This is a genomic window from Pseudahrensia aquimaris, from assembly GCF_042676045.1.
Taxonomy (GTDB): domain Bacteria; phylum Pseudomonadota; class Alphaproteobacteria; order Rhizobiales; family Rhizobiaceae; genus Pseudahrensia; species Pseudahrensia aquimaris.
Genome location: NZ_JBHTJV010000006.1, coordinates 38,598 through 56,264, shown reverse-complemented (window position 1 = coordinate 56,264; position 17,667 = coordinate 38,598). Strand labels below are relative to the sequence as shown.

Annotated in this window: 25 protein-coding genes; 15 read left to right on the top strand and 10 right to left on the bottom strand. The window is 52.4% G+C overall.

The window, feature by feature from the left end; all coding sequences use genetic code 11:
* The first annotated feature begins 47 nt into the window (after positions 1 to 47).
* Positions 48 to 1,130 carry an endonuclease/exonuclease/phosphatase family protein gene (locus ACFQ14_RS08780; RefSeq protein WP_377212363.1) on the top strand — a complete coding sequence of 361 codons (1,083 nt, stop codon included), beginning with the start codon at positions 48 to 50 and terminating at the stop codon, positions 1,128 to 1,130.
* A gap of 59 nt (positions 1,131 to 1,189) precedes the next feature.
* Here ACFQ14_RS08780 and ACFQ14_RS08775 read toward each other — a convergent pair whose 3' ends face one another.
* Together ACFQ14_RS08775 and ACFQ14_RS08770 are read right to left on the bottom strand one after the other, a co-directional pair.
* Entirely contained in the window at positions 1,190 to 1,573 is a 384-nt protein-coding gene (locus tag ACFQ14_RS08775) for a phage holin family protein (protein ID WP_377212362.1), read from the bottom strand.
* A gap of 18 nt (positions 1,574 to 1,591) precedes the next feature.
* Positions 1,592 to 2,143 carry a hypothetical protein gene (locus tag ACFQ14_RS08770; RefSeq protein WP_377212361.1) on the bottom strand — a complete coding sequence of 184 codons (552 nt, stop codon included), beginning with the start codon at positions 2,141 to 2,143 and terminating at the stop codon, positions 1,592 to 1,594.
* Between the two features lie 168 nt (positions 2,144 to 2,311).
* On the opposite strand from ACFQ14_RS08770, the gene ACFQ14_RS08765 reads away from it, so the two are divergent.
* Positions 2,312 to 3,664: an MATE family efflux transporter gene (locus ACFQ14_RS08765; RefSeq protein WP_377212360.1), complete on the top strand. Its 1,353-nt coding sequence runs from the start codon at positions 2,312 to 2,314 to the stop codon at positions 3,662 to 3,664.
* A gap of 152 nt (positions 3,665 to 3,816) precedes the next feature.
* Here the strand turns inward: ACFQ14_RS08765 and ACFQ14_RS08760 are convergent, their stop codons facing one another.
* Positions 3,817 to 4,161 (bottom strand): DUF3140 domain-containing protein, encoded by a 345-nt coding sequence (locus ACFQ14_RS08760; RefSeq protein ID WP_377212359.1) that lies wholly within the window; start codon positions 4,159 to 4,161, stop codon positions 3,817 to 3,819.
* 80 nt (positions 4,162 to 4,241) lie between these two features.
* The gene (locus tag ACFQ14_RS08755; RefSeq protein WP_377212358.1) at positions 4,242 to 4,634 is read right to left on the bottom strand and encodes a YidH family protein; all 393 of its coding nucleotides are present in this window, start codon (positions 4,632 to 4,634) and stop codon (positions 4,242 to 4,244) included.
* 98 nt (positions 4,635 to 4,732) lie between these two features.
* Here ACFQ14_RS08755 and ACFQ14_RS08750 point away from each other — a divergent pair, with 98 nt between their 5' ends.
* From ACFQ14_RS08750 to ACFQ14_RS08730, 5 genes are all read left to right on the top strand, one after another.
* Positions 4,733 to 5,218 carry a pyridoxamine 5'-phosphate oxidase family protein gene (locus ACFQ14_RS08750; RefSeq protein WP_377212357.1) on the top strand — a complete coding sequence of 162 codons (486 nt, stop codon included), beginning with the start codon at positions 4,733 to 4,735 and terminating at the stop codon, positions 5,216 to 5,218.
* The gene (locus ACFQ14_RS08745; protein ID WP_377212356.1) at positions 5,218 to 5,433 is read left to right on the top strand and encodes a hypervirulence associated TUDOR domain-containing protein; all 216 of its coding nucleotides are present in this window, start codon (positions 5,218 to 5,220) and stop codon (positions 5,431 to 5,433) included. Before ACFQ14_RS08750 ends, ACFQ14_RS08745 begins: the two co-directional genes overlap by 1 nt.
* Before the next feature lie 112 nt (positions 5,434 to 5,545).
* A complete protein-coding gene (locus tag ACFQ14_RS08740; RefSeq protein WP_377212355.1) occupies positions 5,546 to 6,271 on the top strand; it encodes a DUF3618 domain-containing protein in 726 nt (241 codons plus the stop codon).
* 5 nt (positions 6,272 to 6,276) lie between these two features.
* Complete coding sequence (locus ACFQ14_RS08735) at positions 6,277 to 7,227, top strand: YihY/virulence factor BrkB family protein (protein WP_377212354.1); 951 nt, start codon at positions 6,277 to 6,279, stop codon at positions 7,225 to 7,227.
* 287 nt (positions 7,228 to 7,514) lie between these two features.
* Entirely contained in the window at positions 7,515 to 7,742 is a 228-nt protein-coding gene (locus ACFQ14_RS08730; RefSeq protein ID WP_377212353.1) for a CsbD family protein, read from the top strand.
* Here the strand turns inward: ACFQ14_RS08730 and ACFQ14_RS08725 are convergent.
* From ACFQ14_RS08725 to ACFQ14_RS08710, 4 genes are all read right to left on the bottom strand, one after another.
* Positions 7,734 to 7,883, bottom strand: coding sequence for a hypothetical protein (locus ACFQ14_RS08725; RefSeq protein ID WP_377212352.1), 150 nt, complete (start codon positions 7,881 to 7,883; stop codon positions 7,734 to 7,736). The two genes, ACFQ14_RS08730 and ACFQ14_RS08725, sit on opposite strands and share 9 nt — an antisense overlap.
* 31 nt (positions 7,884 to 7,914) lie before the next feature.
* Positions 7,915 to 9,192 (bottom strand): DUF2254 domain-containing protein, encoded by a 1,278-nt coding sequence (locus ACFQ14_RS08720; protein ID WP_377212351.1) that lies wholly within the window; start codon positions 9,190 to 9,192, stop codon positions 7,915 to 7,917.
* Positions 9,192 to 10,169: an HWE histidine kinase domain-containing protein gene (locus tag ACFQ14_RS08715; RefSeq protein ID WP_377212350.1), complete on the bottom strand. Its 978-nt coding sequence runs from the start codon at positions 10,167 to 10,169 to the stop codon at positions 9,192 to 9,194. The genes ACFQ14_RS08720 and ACFQ14_RS08715 overlap by 1 nt, the downstream gene beginning before the upstream one ends.
* A gap of 136 nt (positions 10,170 to 10,305) precedes the next feature.
* The gene (locus ACFQ14_RS08710; protein ID WP_377212349.1) at positions 10,306 to 11,094 is read right to left on the bottom strand and encodes a response regulator; all 789 of its coding nucleotides are present in this window, start codon (positions 11,092 to 11,094) and stop codon (positions 10,306 to 10,308) included.
* 218 nt (positions 11,095 to 11,312) lie between these two features.
* Between ACFQ14_RS08710 and ACFQ14_RS08705 the strand changes: the two genes are divergently transcribed.
* The 3 genes from ACFQ14_RS08705 to ACFQ14_RS08695 are packed head-to-tail and all read left to right on the top strand — an operon-like array spanning position 11,313 to position 12,845.
* Complete coding sequence (locus ACFQ14_RS08705) at positions 11,313 to 11,513, top strand: NepR family anti-sigma factor (protein ID WP_377212348.1); 201 nt, start codon at positions 11,313 to 11,315, stop codon at positions 11,511 to 11,513.
* The gene (locus tag ACFQ14_RS08700; RefSeq protein ID WP_377212347.1) at positions 11,510 to 12,070 is read left to right on the top strand and encodes a sigma-70 family RNA polymerase sigma factor; all 561 of its coding nucleotides are present in this window, start codon (positions 11,510 to 11,512) and stop codon (positions 12,068 to 12,070) included. Before ACFQ14_RS08705 ends, ACFQ14_RS08700 begins: the two co-directional genes overlap by 4 nt.
* A 16-nt stretch (positions 12,071 to 12,086) precedes the next feature.
* Positions 12,087 to 12,845: a Crp/Fnr family transcriptional regulator gene (locus ACFQ14_RS08695; protein WP_377212346.1), complete on the top strand. Its 759-nt coding sequence runs from the start codon at positions 12,087 to 12,089 to the stop codon at positions 12,843 to 12,845.
* 71 nt (positions 12,846 to 12,916) lie between these two features.
* On the opposite strand, the gene ACFQ14_RS08690 is transcribed toward ACFQ14_RS08695, so the two are convergent.
* Both ACFQ14_RS08690 and ACFQ14_RS08685 read right to left on the bottom strand, forming a co-directional pair.
* The gene (locus ACFQ14_RS08690; protein ID WP_377212345.1) at positions 12,917 to 13,426 is read right to left on the bottom strand and encodes a Dps family protein; all 510 of its coding nucleotides are present in this window, start codon (positions 13,424 to 13,426) and stop codon (positions 12,917 to 12,919) included.
* 39 nt (positions 13,427 to 13,465) lie between these two features.
* Positions 13,466 to 13,594, bottom strand: a complete 129-nt coding sequence (locus ACFQ14_RS08685; RefSeq protein ID WP_377212344.1) for a hypothetical protein — start codon at positions 13,592 to 13,594, stop codon at positions 13,466 to 13,468.
* A gap of 190 nt (positions 13,595 to 13,784) precedes the next feature.
* Here ACFQ14_RS08685 and ACFQ14_RS08680 point away from each other — a divergent pair, with 190 nt between their 5' ends.
* The 5 genes from ACFQ14_RS08680 to ACFQ14_RS08660 all read left to right on the top strand — a co-directional run bounded on the left by ACFQ14_RS08680 (position 13,785) and on the right by ACFQ14_RS08660 (position 16,760).
* Positions 13,785 to 14,054, top strand: a complete 270-nt coding sequence (locus tag ACFQ14_RS08680) for a hypothetical protein (protein WP_377212343.1) — start codon at positions 13,785 to 13,787, stop codon at positions 14,052 to 14,054.
* A gap of 65 nt (positions 14,055 to 14,119) precedes the next feature.
* Positions 14,120 to 14,278 (top strand): YqaE/Pmp3 family membrane protein, encoded by a 159-nt coding sequence (locus ACFQ14_RS08675; protein WP_377212342.1) that lies wholly within the window; start codon positions 14,120 to 14,122, stop codon positions 14,276 to 14,278.
* A 6-nt stretch (positions 14,279 to 14,284) separates the two neighbouring features.
* The gene (locus ACFQ14_RS08670) at positions 14,285 to 14,725 is read left to right on the top strand and encodes a DUF4112 domain-containing protein (protein ID WP_377212341.1); all 441 of its coding nucleotides are present in this window, start codon (positions 14,285 to 14,287) and stop codon (positions 14,723 to 14,725) included.
* Between the two features lie 109 nt (positions 14,726 to 14,834).
* A complete protein-coding gene (locus ACFQ14_RS08665) occupies positions 14,835 to 16,013 on the top strand; it encodes a sensor histidine kinase (RefSeq protein WP_377212340.1) in 1,179 nt (392 codons plus the stop codon).
* A 90-nt stretch (positions 16,014 to 16,103) separates the two neighbouring features.
* A complete protein-coding gene (locus tag ACFQ14_RS08660; protein WP_377212339.1) occupies positions 16,104 to 16,760 on the top strand; it encodes an HAD family hydrolase in 657 nt (218 codons plus the stop codon).
* Positions 16,761 to 17,667 lie beyond the last annotated feature (907 nt).

Here is a 17,667-nt window from a genome sequence, read left to right as displayed (position 1 = left end):
CTGCACGCTTAGCAGAGTGTTGCACTCAGCAACCTAAGGAGAGAGCGATGATCTGGATTTTGGCTTTGATTGCCTTCGCTTGCGCTCTCACCACGCTGGCTGGATTCTTTCCGCTGCCTCACGGATTGCTACGGATTTTCGATTTTCCACGGCTTCAGAATGCATTTATTGCGGCGGCAGGATTAATCACGACTCTTCTGCTTGTGGAGGCAAGTGTTTTGCGCACGTTGGTTCTGTTGGCCTTCGCATTCACCATGGCAGTGCAGGCCTATGCAATTTTGCGATTCACACCTCTTTGGAAATCGCGGTCCCATGCGTTTGATGGCGATCCCGAGTGCGTACCGACCGCTTCATTTTTTGTTTCGAACGTTAAAATGGGAAATCGGCAATATGAAAAAGTGCGGGAACGGATGGCAGAGGCCAATGCCGATATTTGTGTCTTTATAGAAACTGATGCCGACTGGATCGAAGGGCTTTACGTTGACAGCGAACGCTATCCTTTCAGCGTCTCACATCCGATGGATAACGGCTATGGGATGCATCTCGTCTCGCGCTATCGGATCATCAAGCACGAAGTGCTCTTTCGACTAAACGAAGAGGTGCCTTCTTTCGACTTGATGGTTGAACATCCCAGCGGTCCGCGTTTCAGGCTGATTACCGTCCACCCTGAACCACCAATCGCAACGCGCGATACGGTGGGGCGAGACGCAGAGCTGGCTCTGATTGGAAAAGAAGTGAGGGATTATGGCGAGCCACTGATCGTTACCGGTGACTTGAACGACGTTGCGTGGTCGCACTCAACGCGCCGTTTTAAACGCATATCTAAACTGCTTGATCCGCGTGAAGGCCGCGGAATGTTCAACACTTTCCATGCTGATTATTTTTTCCTGCGTTGGCCGCTCGATCATGCCTTTCACAGTCCACATTTCAAACTCATTGCCATCAAGCGCATGGCTCATATCGGGTCAGATCATTTTCCAATGTATTACCGACTCGCGCTAACCGATACACAAAAGCCAAAGCGTGAGAACAGTGAAGCGACGGCACAAGACTTTGAGGAAGCGGACGAGCTTATAGTGGAAGAAAAACAACGCGACCGCAGGCCTATCGGCACCGACTGGGAAAACTGAGAAAGGCACCGCCTGAATTGGCGATGCCTACTTGGTAAAGAGCAATTGGATTGATTGGGCTAGACCGCTTCGGTCACGCGATTGGCAGTCTCTCTTACCGAGCGCGTGGTACGGCGCGGTGCGAGGTTTTCACTGCTCAAATTTCTCTGCCCGCGTGAAATGCATAGCCAAGCGACAAGCGCCAGTGACACGCCAACCAAAAGGGCCGCCAAGGAACCAGGCATAAAATTGGCTAGGGCGACGACCAAGGCTTGCGTAAGGACAATCAGCGCAACCAACGCGATAATCCCTCCTGCCGCAATTTCAGCTACGCCCAATTTCACCTGCTCAGCTTTTTCGGCAGCCTCAGCTTTTGCCAGCTGAATTTCCTGACGCACAAGAAGCGTTGAATCCTGAAAGAGTTCCCGAACCGTCTCGACCATTGTGTTCAAATTCTTTGTCATTCTCTGCTCCCGCGAGCCTTAGGCGTTGCTTTTGTTTTTTACGATGCCTGCGATTGCGAAGCCAGCAAGCGCCAGAACGCCCATCGTCAGAATAGGATTTTGGCGAACGATACTCTCCGCCCGTTGGCCAATCCGGCCGGGATCTATGCCGTCAACTTCAGATGCCGCGTTTTTCATGCCATTAGCGGCGGCATTCACATAGGCGGCTGCACGGGGCATGCCATCGTTGTCCAAAGAGTGCGCGGCAGCTTCAGTTGCACGACTTATGGAGCTGAAGAAATGCTCTGTACGGTCAATGCCTGTTGAAGCAATTTGCTGCGCCTGGTCGCTGGTAGCGCTGACGGCACTCTCTGCGATGTCCTCCGCCCCACCGCTAACTTTGCTTGCGACGCGCTTCGTCGTTCGCTCAGCATTTTTCTTCGCCATCTTGGCCGCTGATTTCGCTTTCGTCTTCGCTTTCCCTATGGCATTTTTTGCCTTCACCGACTTTTCTGCCTTCTCCGGCGACGCAGCGCCGTTGAGACTAGCAAGAACGGCTTTTTGTTCGTTGTTTGATTCTGTGCTGGGCATGATTGTCTCCTGCGTTGTTGAACTTCACCGACACAACGCAAGATTTTGCATTTCGTTCCAAAAGACAGTTTTTCAATATCCGCAGAAAGCCGTGGAACGATGCTTCCTATTTGTGCGTTGCCATCGGTCTGGCGCTCTTGGCGCGATCCCTGAACACGGAACAGCGCATTGAGCGACTCTCGCGACCTAACCACCGGCCCTGTTTGGCGCAGTCTTCTGATTATTGCCGGGCCAATGGTGTTTGGCATCCTGGCGGCGATCTCCGTTTCTGTTGTCGACACATATTATGTGGGCAAATTGGGTACGGCTCCTTTGGCAGCCTTATCCTTTATTGCCCCCGCATCGCTAACGATTACGAGCCTCGCTATCGGGTTGAGCGCAGGCGCATCTTCCGTTGTTGCGCGGGCAATTGGCTCATCCGATACTAGCGAGGCAAAGCGACTTTCAACTGACAGTCTTGGGCTTGCGCTCGTGGTGGTCGTGCTCATCACTGTTACCGGATATCTGACGATCAAGCCGTTGTTTTCGCTACTTGGCGCCGAAGGTGACGTGCTTGATATGATCGTGCGTTATATGCAGATCTGGTATCTTTCGATGCCGTTTCTCATCATCCCGATGGTCGCCAATGCGATTGTGCGTGCGGTAGGAAATTCCTTTTGGCCAAGTGCGATAATGGTGGCTTCCGCCATCATTAACATCGCGATAACACCGGCGTTCATTTTCGGATGGGGTCCGATTCCTGCGCTAAATATCGAGGGCGCGGCGTGGGGCACGCTGATCGCGCGCGTGTTCACATTGTTCTTAGGCCTGTGGCTCATCGTCTATCGAGAAGAAATGGTGGCCTTTGCCAAACCAACGATAGAAGAACTGGTAAAGTCCTGGAGGCAGGTTTTGTCTATTGGACTGCCCGCAGCCTTTGGAAACGCGACCAACCCGTTGGGCATCACTGTCGTCACCGGCATTGTCGCAATCTACGGCGAAGCAGTGGTCGCTGGCTTCGGCGTGGCAACGCGCATTGAGAGCCTTGCCGTCATACCGATGCTTGCCTTGTCGTCAGCGATTGGACCTGTCGCTGGACAGAACTGGGGTGCCGCAAAAGTGGAGCGTGTCCGCAGCGCGCTGAAAATAAGTTTTGCTGTTTGCTTTGGCTGGGCTTTGCTTTTGGCAGTGGTGTTCCAGTTCTTCGCTGAGAGCGTTATTGGACTGTTTTCCAGCGACCCAGAAGTCATGCGGGCTGCTGCATCTTATCTTCACATCGTTCCACTGAGTGTGTGGGGCTATGGCTGGGTGATTGTCGCGGCTGGGGGATACAATTCCCTTGGCAAACCATTCACCGGCCTTGGCATGTATCTGACCCGCACTGCCCTATTTTACATTCCCCTCTCCTATGCCGCGTCACTGCTGAGCGGTTCGCAAAGCGTTTTCAGCGCCATCGCAATTGCCAACACGATCGCTGGAGCGGCGGTGGGATTCTATTCGCTGTGGTGGTTGCGTAAAAACGGCGAAGAGGCGGCAGGATAAACTCGCCAGAGCTTAAAGCTGCCCAATCTGGTCGCGGAATGGCTTAGTCATTCTGTTCATATGGATCATGTTTTTGAACGACAGCAGAAATGAAAAAGGGCTGCTCCTCTAAGAAACAGCCCAAACAGAATTTCTGAAACTGGCCAATACCGCTAGTCGTCTTTCAATGGGTCATGGCCCCAGTTCATAAGCGAATAGCGCCAGTTTGATGTCTTTACATCTTCCTCTGGCCCACCTTGTGATAGATGTCGTTTGATGTAACCAACGACTTCAGCCATGTGATCATATTGATCGTCAGACAGCTCGTCTTTGTTTGTGCGTTTGATCTTTAGGATACGACGACCCGATTTATGACCTTTGGATTCGCCGTCACCGGCATCTGCGCCGACTGATTTGGATTCATCCGTTTCCAACCAATCCTGAAGTTCCTGTGGCGCCATATTCACCAAGTCGCGCCATTCGTTCCAGATCGTTTCCCTAGATTTTGAACTGCTCATGAATCTTTTTCGTCCTTTCCTGTCTGCTATGGAAAGAGAACAACGGGGGATTTGGTTCCCGCCGACACAGGCTCAGGTCATCAAATCATCCAGAGCACAATCCCAGCGATAATGCTGCCTAGGGCCATCATTCCAGCCACCACACTTAAGTGCGACCGCGAGACAGGTTCGGCGGTGTGGGCGTCGAGGCGTGCAACCATCGCTTTTGCATTTTTCCAACCAGCATAGAAAATCAGCAAGCCAACAAGGATGAAAACCGTCGCGCCTGCCTTCGCAAACCAGCGGGGCTCTACTTCGCCAAAAATCGCTTGCATGGCAATTGCGATGCCAAGGCTTGCCATACCGGTGCGCATCCATCCAGCAAACGTGCGCTCGTTTGCTAAGACCGTGCGGTCTTCTGCCCAATCGGTGCGATCTTCAGCCAGTTCCTGGCTTGATTTGTCTTCATCGCTGCCGCGCTCTTCATTCGCCATCTGCGACCTCTAAATCGGTTTTGTTGCACGCATTGGAACCATTTCACGCGCCATTGGTTGCCTCACTGAAACACACCAACAGTGAGAAGGAAATTTGCATGAGCAAAGATATCGACAAACTCTGGGACATGATTTCGAAACCGACAGCCTGCATGGTGACGACAGTTGATGACGGCGTACTTCGCTCACGCCCGATGGCACCGTATATTGACAAAAAGGCGCGCACGATCCGCTTCATCACAGATCGGACTTCGGCAAAAGTCGAAGAGCTTCATCATGACCGCGACTTGGCGTTGAATTTCGTGAACGAAGACGCGATGCAATACGTCTCAATTTCAGGCCGCGGAGAAGTGTCTGCGGATCGCGGATTGATAACCGAAATGTGGGGTCCCTATTGCGATGTCTTTTTCGGTGGCGATCCGAAGACCGCAGATGTCGTCGTGATCACCGTGAAACCCGATCAGGCCGAATTTTGGGACAACGATAAAGGCAGCATCGCAATGGCCTATTCCTTTGCAAAAGCCTATTTCACAGACGAAGGCCCCGATTTGGGCGACAACGCCAAACTCGATATGGCCTCGTAATGGCAGGTTATACCGAAGGCACCAAAGTGGAATGGGATTGGGGTGACGGCACAGGCGTTGGTAAGATTGAGACCGTTCACACCTCCAAGATCACCCGCACAATTAAAGGCACTGAAGTCACCCGCGAAGCGAGCGAAGACGAGCCCGCTTATTCCATCAAACAAGATGACGGCGATGAAGTCCTGAAGAGTCATTCAGAAGTTCGTAAAGCCTGATCTTCTTTTTGCCCGCCATGTGAACCGCTTGGCGGGCATTTTTGCATCTTCATCCGGGAACAAATTCCTCCTCACATCGTTGGTTTTTCACGAACAACGATGGAGTTGAAAAATGACACACAGCCCCGAAATGATTGAAGATCAAATTGAACAGACCCGAAAGCGCATTGATGCACGGCTGAATTCTCTCAGTCACCAGTTAAATCCCAGCGAGCTTTTCCAACAGGCGATTGGCTCCAAAAGCAGCGATCCCGCGCAAATCGCCGAAGCGGCAATCAGCAAAGCGAAAGAAAATCCCTTTGGTGCCTTATTGTTTGGAGCGGGACTGGCAAGTCTGTTGACCGGGAAACCAAACCTTGCAGAGACCATTTCAACGCCCGACATGGAGCAGATAAAGGCCGAGGCCTCTGCAAAGAAGGCAAAGCTCTCCGCCAAAGTGGAAAACGCGAAAGACGTGTTGGCTGAGACCAGCGCCAAAGCTCGCAACACGGCCAAACGCAGCCCAACTCTGGTGCGTGGCAAGGCGGAAGGCGTCGTGGATTGGGTGGCCGACAACCCTGTCGCGTCTGGTCTGATGGCGGTTGCGGTTGGCGCAGCTGTTTCGTCAATTTTCGCCTCTCGCCCGAATAGGTCGCGCTTAGAAGCGAGCGAAGAATTGCATGACATTGCGGACGCCGAACAAGCGCCGCGCCAGGCATCAAAGAAAGCGGCTCCAGTCAAAAAGACTTCCGCAAAGCGCAAACCCGCCAACAAAGCGAAGCCATCGAAAGCCAGTGTTGCCGCCATCGAGCGTTCCACTGCTGTGCTGGGTGAAAACACCAAGTCTGCGCGCGGATGAAACAGATGACCGAGAGTTCTATAGGGCAATATGCTGCCAAACCGCACCAGATACCTTGGGCGGGTTGGAAGTCCATTTTGTTGCGAACCTATGAAAAAATCAGCAGAACCGACACTTCTTTGCGGTGTGCGGGGGCGGCATTCTTCACGTTCCTTTCGATTTTCCCAATTCTGGCGTGCATGGTTTTGGTGTACGGGATAGTAGCCTCTCCTGCTTCACTGGTCAGCCAGCTGGAGCCGTTGCGCCAATTTCTCCCGGCGAGCGTCTATGACGTTATTATGGAGCGGTTGCAGACTTTGCTTGCGCGACCGGAGACAGGCCTTGGCATAGGCTTGCTGGTATCTTTCGCCATTGCGCTTTGGAGCGGCTCACGTGGCACCAATGCCCTTGTTGCGACCGTCAATGAAGCCTATCGCGAAGCCGATGAACGCGGTTTTATCGCCAGCGCTGGTTTGTCGATCAGCATGACGCTTGTTGCCATCATATTTGTCATTATCGCCCTTTTCGCTATTGCCGCCATTCCAGTTCTGGTGGACGCCATGCCGTTCCCCACCCTTTTCGAGACGTTGGCCGTATGGCTGCGTTGGCCACTGTTGGGCGTTCTTGTTACAGGCTTGTTGGGTGCGTTGTACAAAGTTGGGCCGGACCGGGAGGACGCTAAATGGCGCTGGCTCACCCCCGGTGCGGCGATTGCTTGTGTTCTTTGGCTTCTACTATCCGGGCTGTTTTCGTTCTACGTCCAGTCGTTCGGCAATTTCGACGCTACGTTTGGGTCGCTCTCCGTCGCGGTTGTCATGATGCTCTGGCTTTACTATTCGACCCTGATTGTAGCGTTGGGCGCGACATTAAATGCTGAACTTGAACACCAAACACGCCGCGACACAACCGATGGACCTGAAAAGCCAATGGGCGAACGTGGTGCATATGTGGCTGACCGGTCCGCAGCACAAAGTTAGGAACTCCTTGAAGGATGAGGCGTTTCGTTAATGAAAGCCACCCAACAGGAGAAACTCATGCACAACGTTTTCTATATCATCGGCGTCGTGGTCGTCGCTCTGGCGGTCTTGTCTTTCTTAGGCATCGCCTAAGCTTTTGCGCAACTCAGTGTGAAAAGAGACCTCGAATTCCCTGATGCGGAATTCGGGGTTTTTGCTTTCAAAACAGCACTTTTGCGCAACCAAAATGTGATCTCCGCGTTTGGTTGATGAACACCAAAAACACAGCACCTAGTCGGGAGCCCAAGATGCAGTTTGAAGAATTCGAGGTCGCTTGGCCTGAACTTATTGAAGAAGCAGCCGAGAGATGGCGCCGGCTGACACGGCTCGATATCCAAGCCGTGCAATCTGATATGGATCAACTGATCGACAGCGTCGCTGAGCGCTATGGGAAACGCCGTAGCGAGGCCGAGAAAGAGGTCTATGAGTGGATCGTGCGTCAGCGCAGTCCCGCGAAAAAGCGGGCATCAGGCTAAGAGCCCGCGCAGCAACAACACGACAATCAAAATCGCCAACACCACAAGGCCGATGCGCCACCATGAGGCCGGACCCCACAGGCCCGGTCTCGTTTCGTTTTCGTCTTGGTGCTTTTCACCATTGTCTTTGTGGTCGTTCATAGCAGGCTCCTTTTGCTTGTTCGTTAGCCGCTCAACTGTCCATTAACGCTTTGCGCCGTCCCTCAAGAAAGTCGAGATCGGCTTTTTGCAAGTCGGCGTTCTTAGCGCCTTGAATGACCAGGTCAGCGTGTTCGTTCAAAACTTCACGAGCGCCGCCCTCGGCAATTTGAGACAGCCGGCCCAAGGCTTGCAAGATGTGCTTGCTCATCAACACATTGCCCTTGCTTGCCCTTCTGAGCGGGTGAAAGCTAGCGTTAATCAGATCATTGATTGTCAAACCCGGAACGCGCAATCGCGGTGTATCATCTTCGTCCGTGCGGATCTGGTCACGCAACCCACGCTTCACCGCCTTGGCAAGCGCGGATGAAAGACGATCAATACAGGCCACCGCCGTGTAGGTGTCGTTTATGCCGGGTGAGAGTGCCCGCAATGCGATTTCAATCAACAAATTGACTGCAAACTCTACGTCCGTGTTCGGCGAACGGCTGGAGGACAATTCAACCACTTCAAAAAGCGTCGTCTCAATTTCCTCACGGTCGCTTTCCGATAGTTCTCTGTTCAAAACAGCAAGCCGCTGGCCCTTGATGACAAAAGCTCCTTGCTCGTGCAGCAGAGAGAGAAACACGTCATGCTTGCGGCACAATTCAACCAGCTTCTCGGAGTTGATCGCAGCGATGTAGCCGGTCCCGTCAACCGGAATAGCCTGATCCTCATCGGAGACTTCCGGCAATTCACCATCAAAGCGTTCGGCGTCTTCTTGTGCCAACAGCCGTTCGATTTCGCTTTCGAGTTGGTCGGCAATTTCAGCCACTTCTTCGTCAATGGTCACGCTGCGAGAGGCGGTGTGGACGAAGTAAATGAGTTGCAGTGTGGAAAGGCCCGCAAGCAAAAAAGTGACCGCGATGGAAAATGCCGGAATGAAAGTGGCATCCGTTTGGTGGAGAACGGTGAGCGCAAAAAGAAAAGTGCCGCCAAAAAGACCTGCCGTGAACTGGTTGACGTTATCGCCCGTGAAGCGTTGCAACAGGCGTGGGCCGATATTGCCAGCCGCCGTCGTAAAGACGACCAGCACGATGGAATAGACCAAACCAAGAGTGGTGATAGCCGCAGCCGCTACTGTCGAAAGAAAGGTCTGCGCCGTGTCATAATCGGCATGAAATGCTTCAAACGGTTTTGTTTTCGCGAATTCAGGAAAATTCCCGTCGATCCAGAGCGTCACGATGGCCAACGACCAAAGACCCAGCGCAATGAGGCCAGGAACAGTGCCCAGACCCTTTACGGACCCCAGAGATCGAACCAGCCTTTCCATCAAATGAAATTCAGCGCAGGGACGGTCAATCGGTAAATCAGTTCGTTTTGGGTCTGATATATCTCAGCTTTTCCAGATATGGCTGATGGAACGACACGATTGAGCAGCAGAGAATCCACCGCTTGCTGGCCGCTGTTATCATTTTGGGCCAATTCGGTGATCTCCTCGCGCCATTCAAAAATAATGCCGTCAGTTGAACCTTCGCTGGGTTCAACCACGCTTGTCAGGGAAACCTTAGCCGCATCAAGACCAGCGCCGCTGCGGCGAACGGTGCCGACTGCTAGTTCCTGCAAGGCAAGTCCGATGTGCAGAGCAGCGTTTGGATTCAAAACCGGATTGACGCCTTGGACCGCACAGCCAAGGTGATCGGCGCTATAGACCTGCGTTTGCAACTCGACCAAATCGCAGAGCGTCGCTCCATCCCACTGGCCTTCCACCACAGCGGCCAAGGATGCTGACAGTGACCGCAATCGTTCGTCAAAGCGGCGCACGCTTTCAGCGTTATCAGGTGTGGAGAGGGTTTGGCGGGCGATGCTTTGAACGATGGAAAGCAGGTTGCGGGAGCGGTGGCTGACTTCCAGTAGCAAATCCCGCAGGCGTTCTTCAGTGCGCTTTTTATCAGTTGTTTCAATCGCGAAACACAAGATGCCTTGCAACTCTCCGGCATCGTCGAAATCCGGATCGATCCACAAATCGAACCAGCGATCGCCGTCAGGCATGTCTACCAGCAATTCGACCTTCTGATGGCTTTGAGTTTCCAGCGCAAACCGCTTTGCTTCTTCCGCACGCGCGGCTGCGGCTTGGGGCAAAATTCCAAATTCGTCCTTGCCGACGATGTCCTCAACCGTCCAGCCAGCGGGCGGGTTCTCCATCCAGCGATATCTTAGATCGGTATCTTGGTAGAAAACGGTGATTTCCGTGCCCGCCAGCGCACGCAAGAGATGTTTTGCTCGGCCTTGCTCAGTGGAATTGGGCATTGTCGGAATATGCCTCTCAGCAGTGTCAGTTTGTTTTCGCAACCTTGAACGAAACTCCTCTTTGGCAAACCAACAAGCGGGAGAGTGTTTCGTTCAGATTCTGCCAAGCAAACCGGATGATATGGTTGAAGAATGCTTACGCCGCTTTGTCCTCGCCAGCATTTTGCTCAAAAAACAGCGCTTGGCTCACCAGCGCCTTCACGGTGTCGGGCATAAAGGGCTTTGAGATCAAAAAGGCGGGTTCCGGACGATCCCCCGTCAACAATTTTTCAGGGAACGCGGTGATGAAGATTACCGGAACATTGATCGACTTCAGAATATCGTTGACCGCATCAATGCCGGAACTTCCATCGGCAAGATTGATATCCGCCAAAACCATGCCAGGCTTGCGTTCTTCAATAGCCGCTAGCGCTTCTGTGTGAGTGCGGGCAATACCCGTGACTTCATGACCAAGGCTCTCGACCATCTGCTCGATGTCCATGGCGATCAGCGGTTCGTCTTCGATTATGAGGATTGACGTCGCAACCTGCTCTGCGATTTCCTTACCTGCTTGTTCCAGAAGTTGGGCCACCTCATCAGTTTCAATCGACAAAATGGATGCTGCTTGCATTTTGTCGAAGCCTTCTACGGCAGTCAGCAAAAAGGCTTGGCGCGGCAAGGCTGAGAGACTGCCAACATTGCGCTCGGCGGCGTCTTCGTTCGGTTCTGTCTTTTGGTTGAGACTGATCGACTGCCAAATTTTCGTGAAAGCGCGGAACAAATCAATCTTTGGTTGCGTTTCGATAATGTTCATGTCGGGATCAGAAACCAGTGTTTCCAATAGCGACACCACATATTTGTCTCCACTTTCCTGCGTACCGGCAAGAGCACGCGCGTATCGGCGAAGGTAGGGAAGATGCGGGGCAATTAGTTCTGCAGTGGACATTACGAGTCTCCAGAAGCTGGTCTTCTTAACACGTGCAGACCAGTTGGTTGAGTTTTCCATCGCGGAAAACGCGGATGATAACGTCACTCAACGCAGACCGACACGATCGGGTTCCAAAAAAACTGAAAATAAATGCAACCTTTTTGTCAGGCCGGCATTGTTCACCTGACGAACAAAGCGCGATGATCGTGCGCCGCTGCGAAAAATGGAAATAGAAAATGACCAATGACGCGAACGACGCCAATTCAAAACCTGCCTTGAAGGCGGATATTCAGGCCAAAATCGGTGAAAAACTCAAGGAGGCGTATGCGGATGTCGTCAATGAGCCTGTCCCTGATCGTTTTCTCGATTTGCTGAATCAGTTGGAGGCTTCTTCGCCAAAAACAAAGCCGGATGATAAGGGGTCGAACAAAAAATGACCGTCTCAAACTCTTTCAAAAATGACCTTCTGGCAGTTATCCCGAACCTTCGAGCCTTTGCTCTTTCACTTACCCGCGCATCTGATCGCGCGGATGATTTAGTGCAGGAAACGCTCATGAAGGCTTGGAACAAGCATGAATTGTTTCAGGAGGGAACAAATCTAAAAGCGTGGGTGTTCACGATCATGCGCAACGAATTCTATTCGCAGATGCGCAAAAAGGGTCGTGAAGTCCAAGACAGCGAAGGTGTTTTGGCTTCGCAAATGGCAGTCCATCCCGAGCAGCAAGGCCATATGGATATGCATGACTTTCGCGCCGCCTTGGAACAATTGCCAGAAGATCAACGCGAGGCACTTGTTCTCGTGGGGGCTAATGGGTTTTCCTATGAGGAAGCTGCCGAGATCGCAGGCGTTGCTGTTGGCACAATGAAAAGTCGCGTTTCACGCGCTCGCACCCGTTTGGCTGAAGACCTGTCGCTCGAAGACGATGGTGAATACGGACCCGATGCCATTTCGGCCCACATCGTTGGCGCGGTGCAATCCGCCACCATGCGCTGAACCGGCGGAGACAAACTTGGCCAAGCCACGCCCGCTTTCAATAAAGCATCAACATCCTTGCGACCAATGCCCCTTGAAGAAGCACGATATCCTGCGTGATTTAAGTGCCTCCGAGACGGAGTTCATGACACGCTTCAAGACGGGTGAGTTTCAAGCTCAGGCTGGTTCAACAATCATCGTTGAAGGCACCAACAGCCCACATCTTTATACAGTGCTTTCGGGCTGGGGTTTTCGCTACAAGACCTTGCCTGATGGTCGCCGCCAAATTCTCAATTTCATTCTGCCCGGCGATCTTGTCGGATTGCAGGGCAGTTTGATGAAGGAAATGTCTCACTCCGTCGAAGCGCTTTCAGATATGATGTTCTGCGTCTTCGAACGTGAAAGCCTCACCAAACTTTTCAAAGAAACGCCTAGTCTTGCTTATGACGTCACGTGGCTTGCAGCACGCGAAGAGCAAATGCTGGACGAGCATTTGCTCAGCGTTGGACGCAGAACCGCCATAGAGCGAGCAGCCTATCTCATCTCCTTTTTGAGCCAGCGTGCGCGGCGCGTTGGGCAATTGGAGGATGGGCAGATTCTGGTCCCCTTCACGCAAAGCCATGTCGCGGACACGCTCGGCCTGTCCTTGGTTCACACAAACAAGACTCTCAAAAAACTGCAGGCTCGTGGTCTTATCAAATGGTCGGAGCGTTCGTGCATCGTCAAAGACGAAGAGAAGTTACAGCATGTGGCAGGCTGGGACGGTCTGCCTGACACACCACGCCCATTCATCTGAACTATCGATAATTTTGCGCACAAAAAAGGCGGCCCTAAGAGCCGCCTTAAATATGTTCGAACCGCTCAGCCTTATTCAGCAATCGTAGCGCGGAGCATCCATAAAGTCTTCTCGTGGAACGTCATGCGCCCCACCAGCATATCCTCACTGACGCCGTCGTCTTTGTCTGCCGCACCTTCTGCCACTTCGCGCATTTTGCGCACCAAGGCTTCGTGATCGGCAATCAGATCTTCAACCATTGCCTTTGCGTCAGATGCCTTGGCTTCATTGTTAGCGAAGCCCTTGTTGGGTGCCGCCATATCCATGGGCGCCAGAAAGCCCAGCGCGCGGATACGTTCTGCGATCACGTCAGTTGCTGCAAAGATATCGTTATATTGCTCTTCCAACATCTCGTGAAGCGAGTGGAAAAGTGGGCCAACGACATTCCAATGATAGATGTGTGTCTTGATTAGCAAACGGTAGGTGTCACTCAGAATTTCGCTCAATCCTTCAGCGATTTCGCTGCGATTTTCGCGACCAATTCCGAGCGATACGGAATCTTCGGAAGGCTTAGGTGTAAGTTTTAGTGCTGCTTCTGTCATCGTGTTCTCCTTGTTCAGGTTTCGAAAAAAAGCGGCGGCTTAGCCCCAGGCCACTTCCAAGACGGCAAAGGCCAAAGCGCTGAGCACTAGTCCACCGACGAGCACATAGAAAATGTTCATGTTGCTGCGCCCTTGGCGGGCGGCTCGTGTGGAAATCTTCTCGGTCATAAAAAGCTCCTTTTCCTTAAGCCGACGCGGCGAGTGGCGTGGCTTTCACCGAGACAACACGTTCAGGCCGTTTGAGTTCCCACATTCATTTCTTTCAAAAGAATGCGAGCTACTGGAAGAGAAAATTCGGGCGTTGCGGAACCAAATGCTCCTCAGGGCGTTATCTGGGCACAACCGAAGGAGAACACAGATGAAGACTTTTACAGCAATCGCAATCGCTGCCGTTCTTGCCGCTGGCACTGTCGCCGCTAGCTATTTTTTTGACATTGAGGTGACGCAAACTGCCGAGCTGCCTGACGTCAATGTGGACGTTGAGGGCGGTCAGCTGCCCAAGGTGGACGTAAACACCGGCTCCGTCGAGATGGGCACAAAAACAGTCACTGTTACGGTACCCGAAGTGAACATGGTGGAAAAAGAAGTGTCCGTGCCAACCGTCAATGTGGAGCCCGCGAAAGACTAAGACTTACGCCTGACACCAAATTTCAAGGCTCCAATGAGGCACCTGCCTCAAGAAAGGAATATCCCATGGACATTCTTCGCATCATTCTTTCCATCCTTTTGCCACCACTCGGCGTGTTTTTGCAGGTTGGTTTCAAAGGTCAGTTTTGGGTCAACATTCTTCTGACCATTCTGGGCTACATTCCGGGCATTGTTCACGCAGTGTGGATCATCGCACGGAGATAATTTGAAATGAGCAGCACAACCTCAACGCTGACAGCGCAAACAGTTCGCGTGGACGATCTCCCTAATCGTCCACGCGGCTTTCTGCGCGATGAACATTTGGTGTCTGTGGAACGTTGGCTGGACGCCAAGTTTACGCTGCCGGGAACGTCGATACGCTTTGGTCTGGACGGCATGATCGGCCTGATCCCCGGTATCGGCGATTTGGCAACGACAGGTATGTCGGTCGTTTTCATCGCAGACGCGTGGAAAATGGGAGCCCGCAAGCGGGTGCTGGCGAGAATGACTGGCAACGTTGCCATTGATATGTTTGTCGGCGCTATTCCGCTGGTTGGTGATCTGTTTGATTTCGCCTTCCGTTCCAACACAAAGAATTTAGCCCTGCTAAAAAGGGAGCGGGAACACCTGCTCACGCAAAAGATCGCACCCTACTCTTCCGAAACCGTCTAAGCGAACTCACGAACGATGCTGCGACAATGGTATGGGTTCAGTATGTCAAATATTATTGCCGCCTGCTCACGACGCCCGTAAGAAGGAGCCTTCCTTCAGATAAGGCCCAATGCCCATGCTGGCAGACTTGCACCCCGAGAACGAACAACGCTTGGAAACGCTGCGCTCGCTTGCGATTTTGGACAGCGGCGAGGAAGAGACATTTAACGACCTCTTGCAACTCGTGGCACAGATTTGCGACGTGCCGATTGCGCTTATTTCCCTCGTTGACGAAGACCGCCAATGGTTCAAAGCCAAAATCGGATTGGACGCTGCGCAGACAGGGCTGGAAATGTCGGTTTGCTCTCACACCATTTTGCAAGACGATCTGTTCATCGTTCCCGACACCGATGAAGATCCAAGAACCGCCGACATGCCAAAAGAAACTTACGGCCTAGACATGCGGTTTTATGCCGGTGCAAAGATCATGGCTGATGACGATATGCCAGTGGGCAGTCTTTGCGTGATCGATAACAAACCCAGAGTGCTGAGCGAAATGCAGAAGCGGGCGCTCAAGGTTTTGGGCGATCAGGTGGGAATGCAAATACGGGCCCGCAAAATGCTGGCGGAGCAAGAAGCGGCTCTCCGTGAAGAACAAGAGCGGATTGTGCGCCAGCAGAAAGAAAACGAAGCGCTGCAAAGACTTCTGGCAGACCGTGAAATGCTCACACGTGAGGTAGATCACCGCGTCAAAAATTCGCTGCAATTGGTAATGTCCATGCTCCGCTTTCAGGCCAATGCGACGCAAAACGACGAGATTCAAGAGGCTCTTGACGCAGCCCAAAACCGTGTTCGTGCCATTGCATCTGTTCATGCAGAACTTGACCATTCGGCCGAAGAGGGTCGCATTAACCTCGCCTCATACGCCACAAATCTGGCAACCGATCTCAACGCATCCACGCCATCAAATGTGACCGTAACCACCACGCTTCCCCCGGTAGTTGTGGATGCCAAGCAGGCAACATCTCTTGCCATCATCTTCAACGAATTCGTTGCGAACTCGGTAAAGTACGCATTTCCCGATGATGCAGAGGGTATGGTGGCAATGGTGATTGCTCAGCGGGCAGATAAACTGACTGTGACGCTGACCGACAACGGTATTGGTTACGATGCATCTCACGAAAGCAATAGCCGGAAAGGCCTCGGCATACGCATAATGGACGCTGCCGCTCGTCAGCTGGGCGCTGATCTTGCATTCTCAAACGATACCGGCGGCACGGAAATGAGTTTCGAGTTTACGCCGGCTTGACCGCAAAACAATTACTCAAACCGCAGATGCAGTTGGAACCATCTCCGACCTTTTGGGTTTTCATCAAAATAATACAAACTGGAGAGCGCCATGGCACTCGAAGCAATTCTGTTCGGCTCAATCGGAACAATCGTCGAAACCTCAGAACTGCAACGCGCCGCTTTCAACAAGGCCTTCGCTGAACACAATCTCGATTGGAATTGGGACAGAGAAACCTACCGAAGACGCTTAGCTTCCTCCGGAGGCACAGACCGCATCAGTGCCTTTGCCTTGGAACAAGGCGCAACGGTGGATGTGGAGGCCATTCACGCCGCCAAAACACGCATCTTTGACGCGGATATCATCACCGCTTCGCTGGAGCCCCGCTCGGGTGTGCTTGAAGTTATCAGATCTGCACGCGGTGAAGGTTTGAAATTGGGCTTCGTCACATCAACCTCGCGCAACAATATCGAAGCAATCTTCACGGCTCTGGGAAACACGCTCACCGAAGACGATTTCGATTTTGTGGGAGATAGCTCCATGGTCGAAAACAGCAAGCCCGCACCCGACATCTATCTGGAGGCACTCACAAGCTTGGATATCCCAGCTGAAAACGCCATTGCCATCGAGGATTCAGAACCCAGCTTACTTGCCGCCGCCGAAGCACACATCCGGTGCATCGCATTTCCAGGCGAAAACACACTGAACCAAGACTTTAGCCTAGCGGAAGTCATCACTACCAGCCTAACGCTCACCATCTTCCGTTAGCCCGAGAAAAACCAGGCACATTTGCGTATCTGTTGAGAGCGCCCTAATTCAGGCTTCCAGTGGATAGTGGATAGTGGATAGTTGATCTTGCCAATGTCAGAGCAACCGCCGATTTTCTCTTCAGTTGCTATACAAAAAAATATCGCTAGCCCCATTCTTCAGCATCAGATATCTACAAATATCGGCCATACGCTTTTTGGAAAAACACAGAGGTCAGCAATACGACCATTGTGGCTTGCTCATTGAAGGTGCCTGTACCTAAGGTGTCATAGTTGGTTTTAGAAGGTCATCACTTGGGCTCTAACGATAGGGCTTAGCCGATCAGTTTTTCCTTACTGTCTTTCCAGTGGACAATAGCTTCCGGCAAAGCTGACACTGGCTTTTAAACTCCAAGCACTTCGAAGGACCGTTCATTTGTCACGAGCCCCTTTCGCAACAGCGCGGCACCTTTAGAATATCCTGGCGCGTAAAGCGTTCCATCCAGTGCGCGGAACTGGAAGTAGAGATAGTTCCAATGTGTATCGCAACCGGTCAAGCGGCAGCTCAATTTGTGCTTTTGCCAGAGTTTCAATAGGCGTCGGTAAGTAATGAGGGAGCCCCCAATTACTGGCTTCCACTTGTTGCGGATCGGAGCTTTCAGAAATCCTCGGCAAAGAGCGGGATTGGTGCGCTCATCTCGCGTTTTAAAACCGAAGGGCTAATCCAGCGACGCCAATCTGAAGCAGATCAACGGGCATGGTTGCTGTCGTTTACGTCCAAAGGGAGATCAGTTGCCGTTCAAGCGCGTGGGGTTCAAATACAGTTTGTCTCGGTCATGGCGGCATCGTTCACCGATGCTGAGCTTGCGCTTGTCAAATTATGGATGGAGGACGCCGCCTTGCGCCTCGATAAATTGCGCAACAGTAGC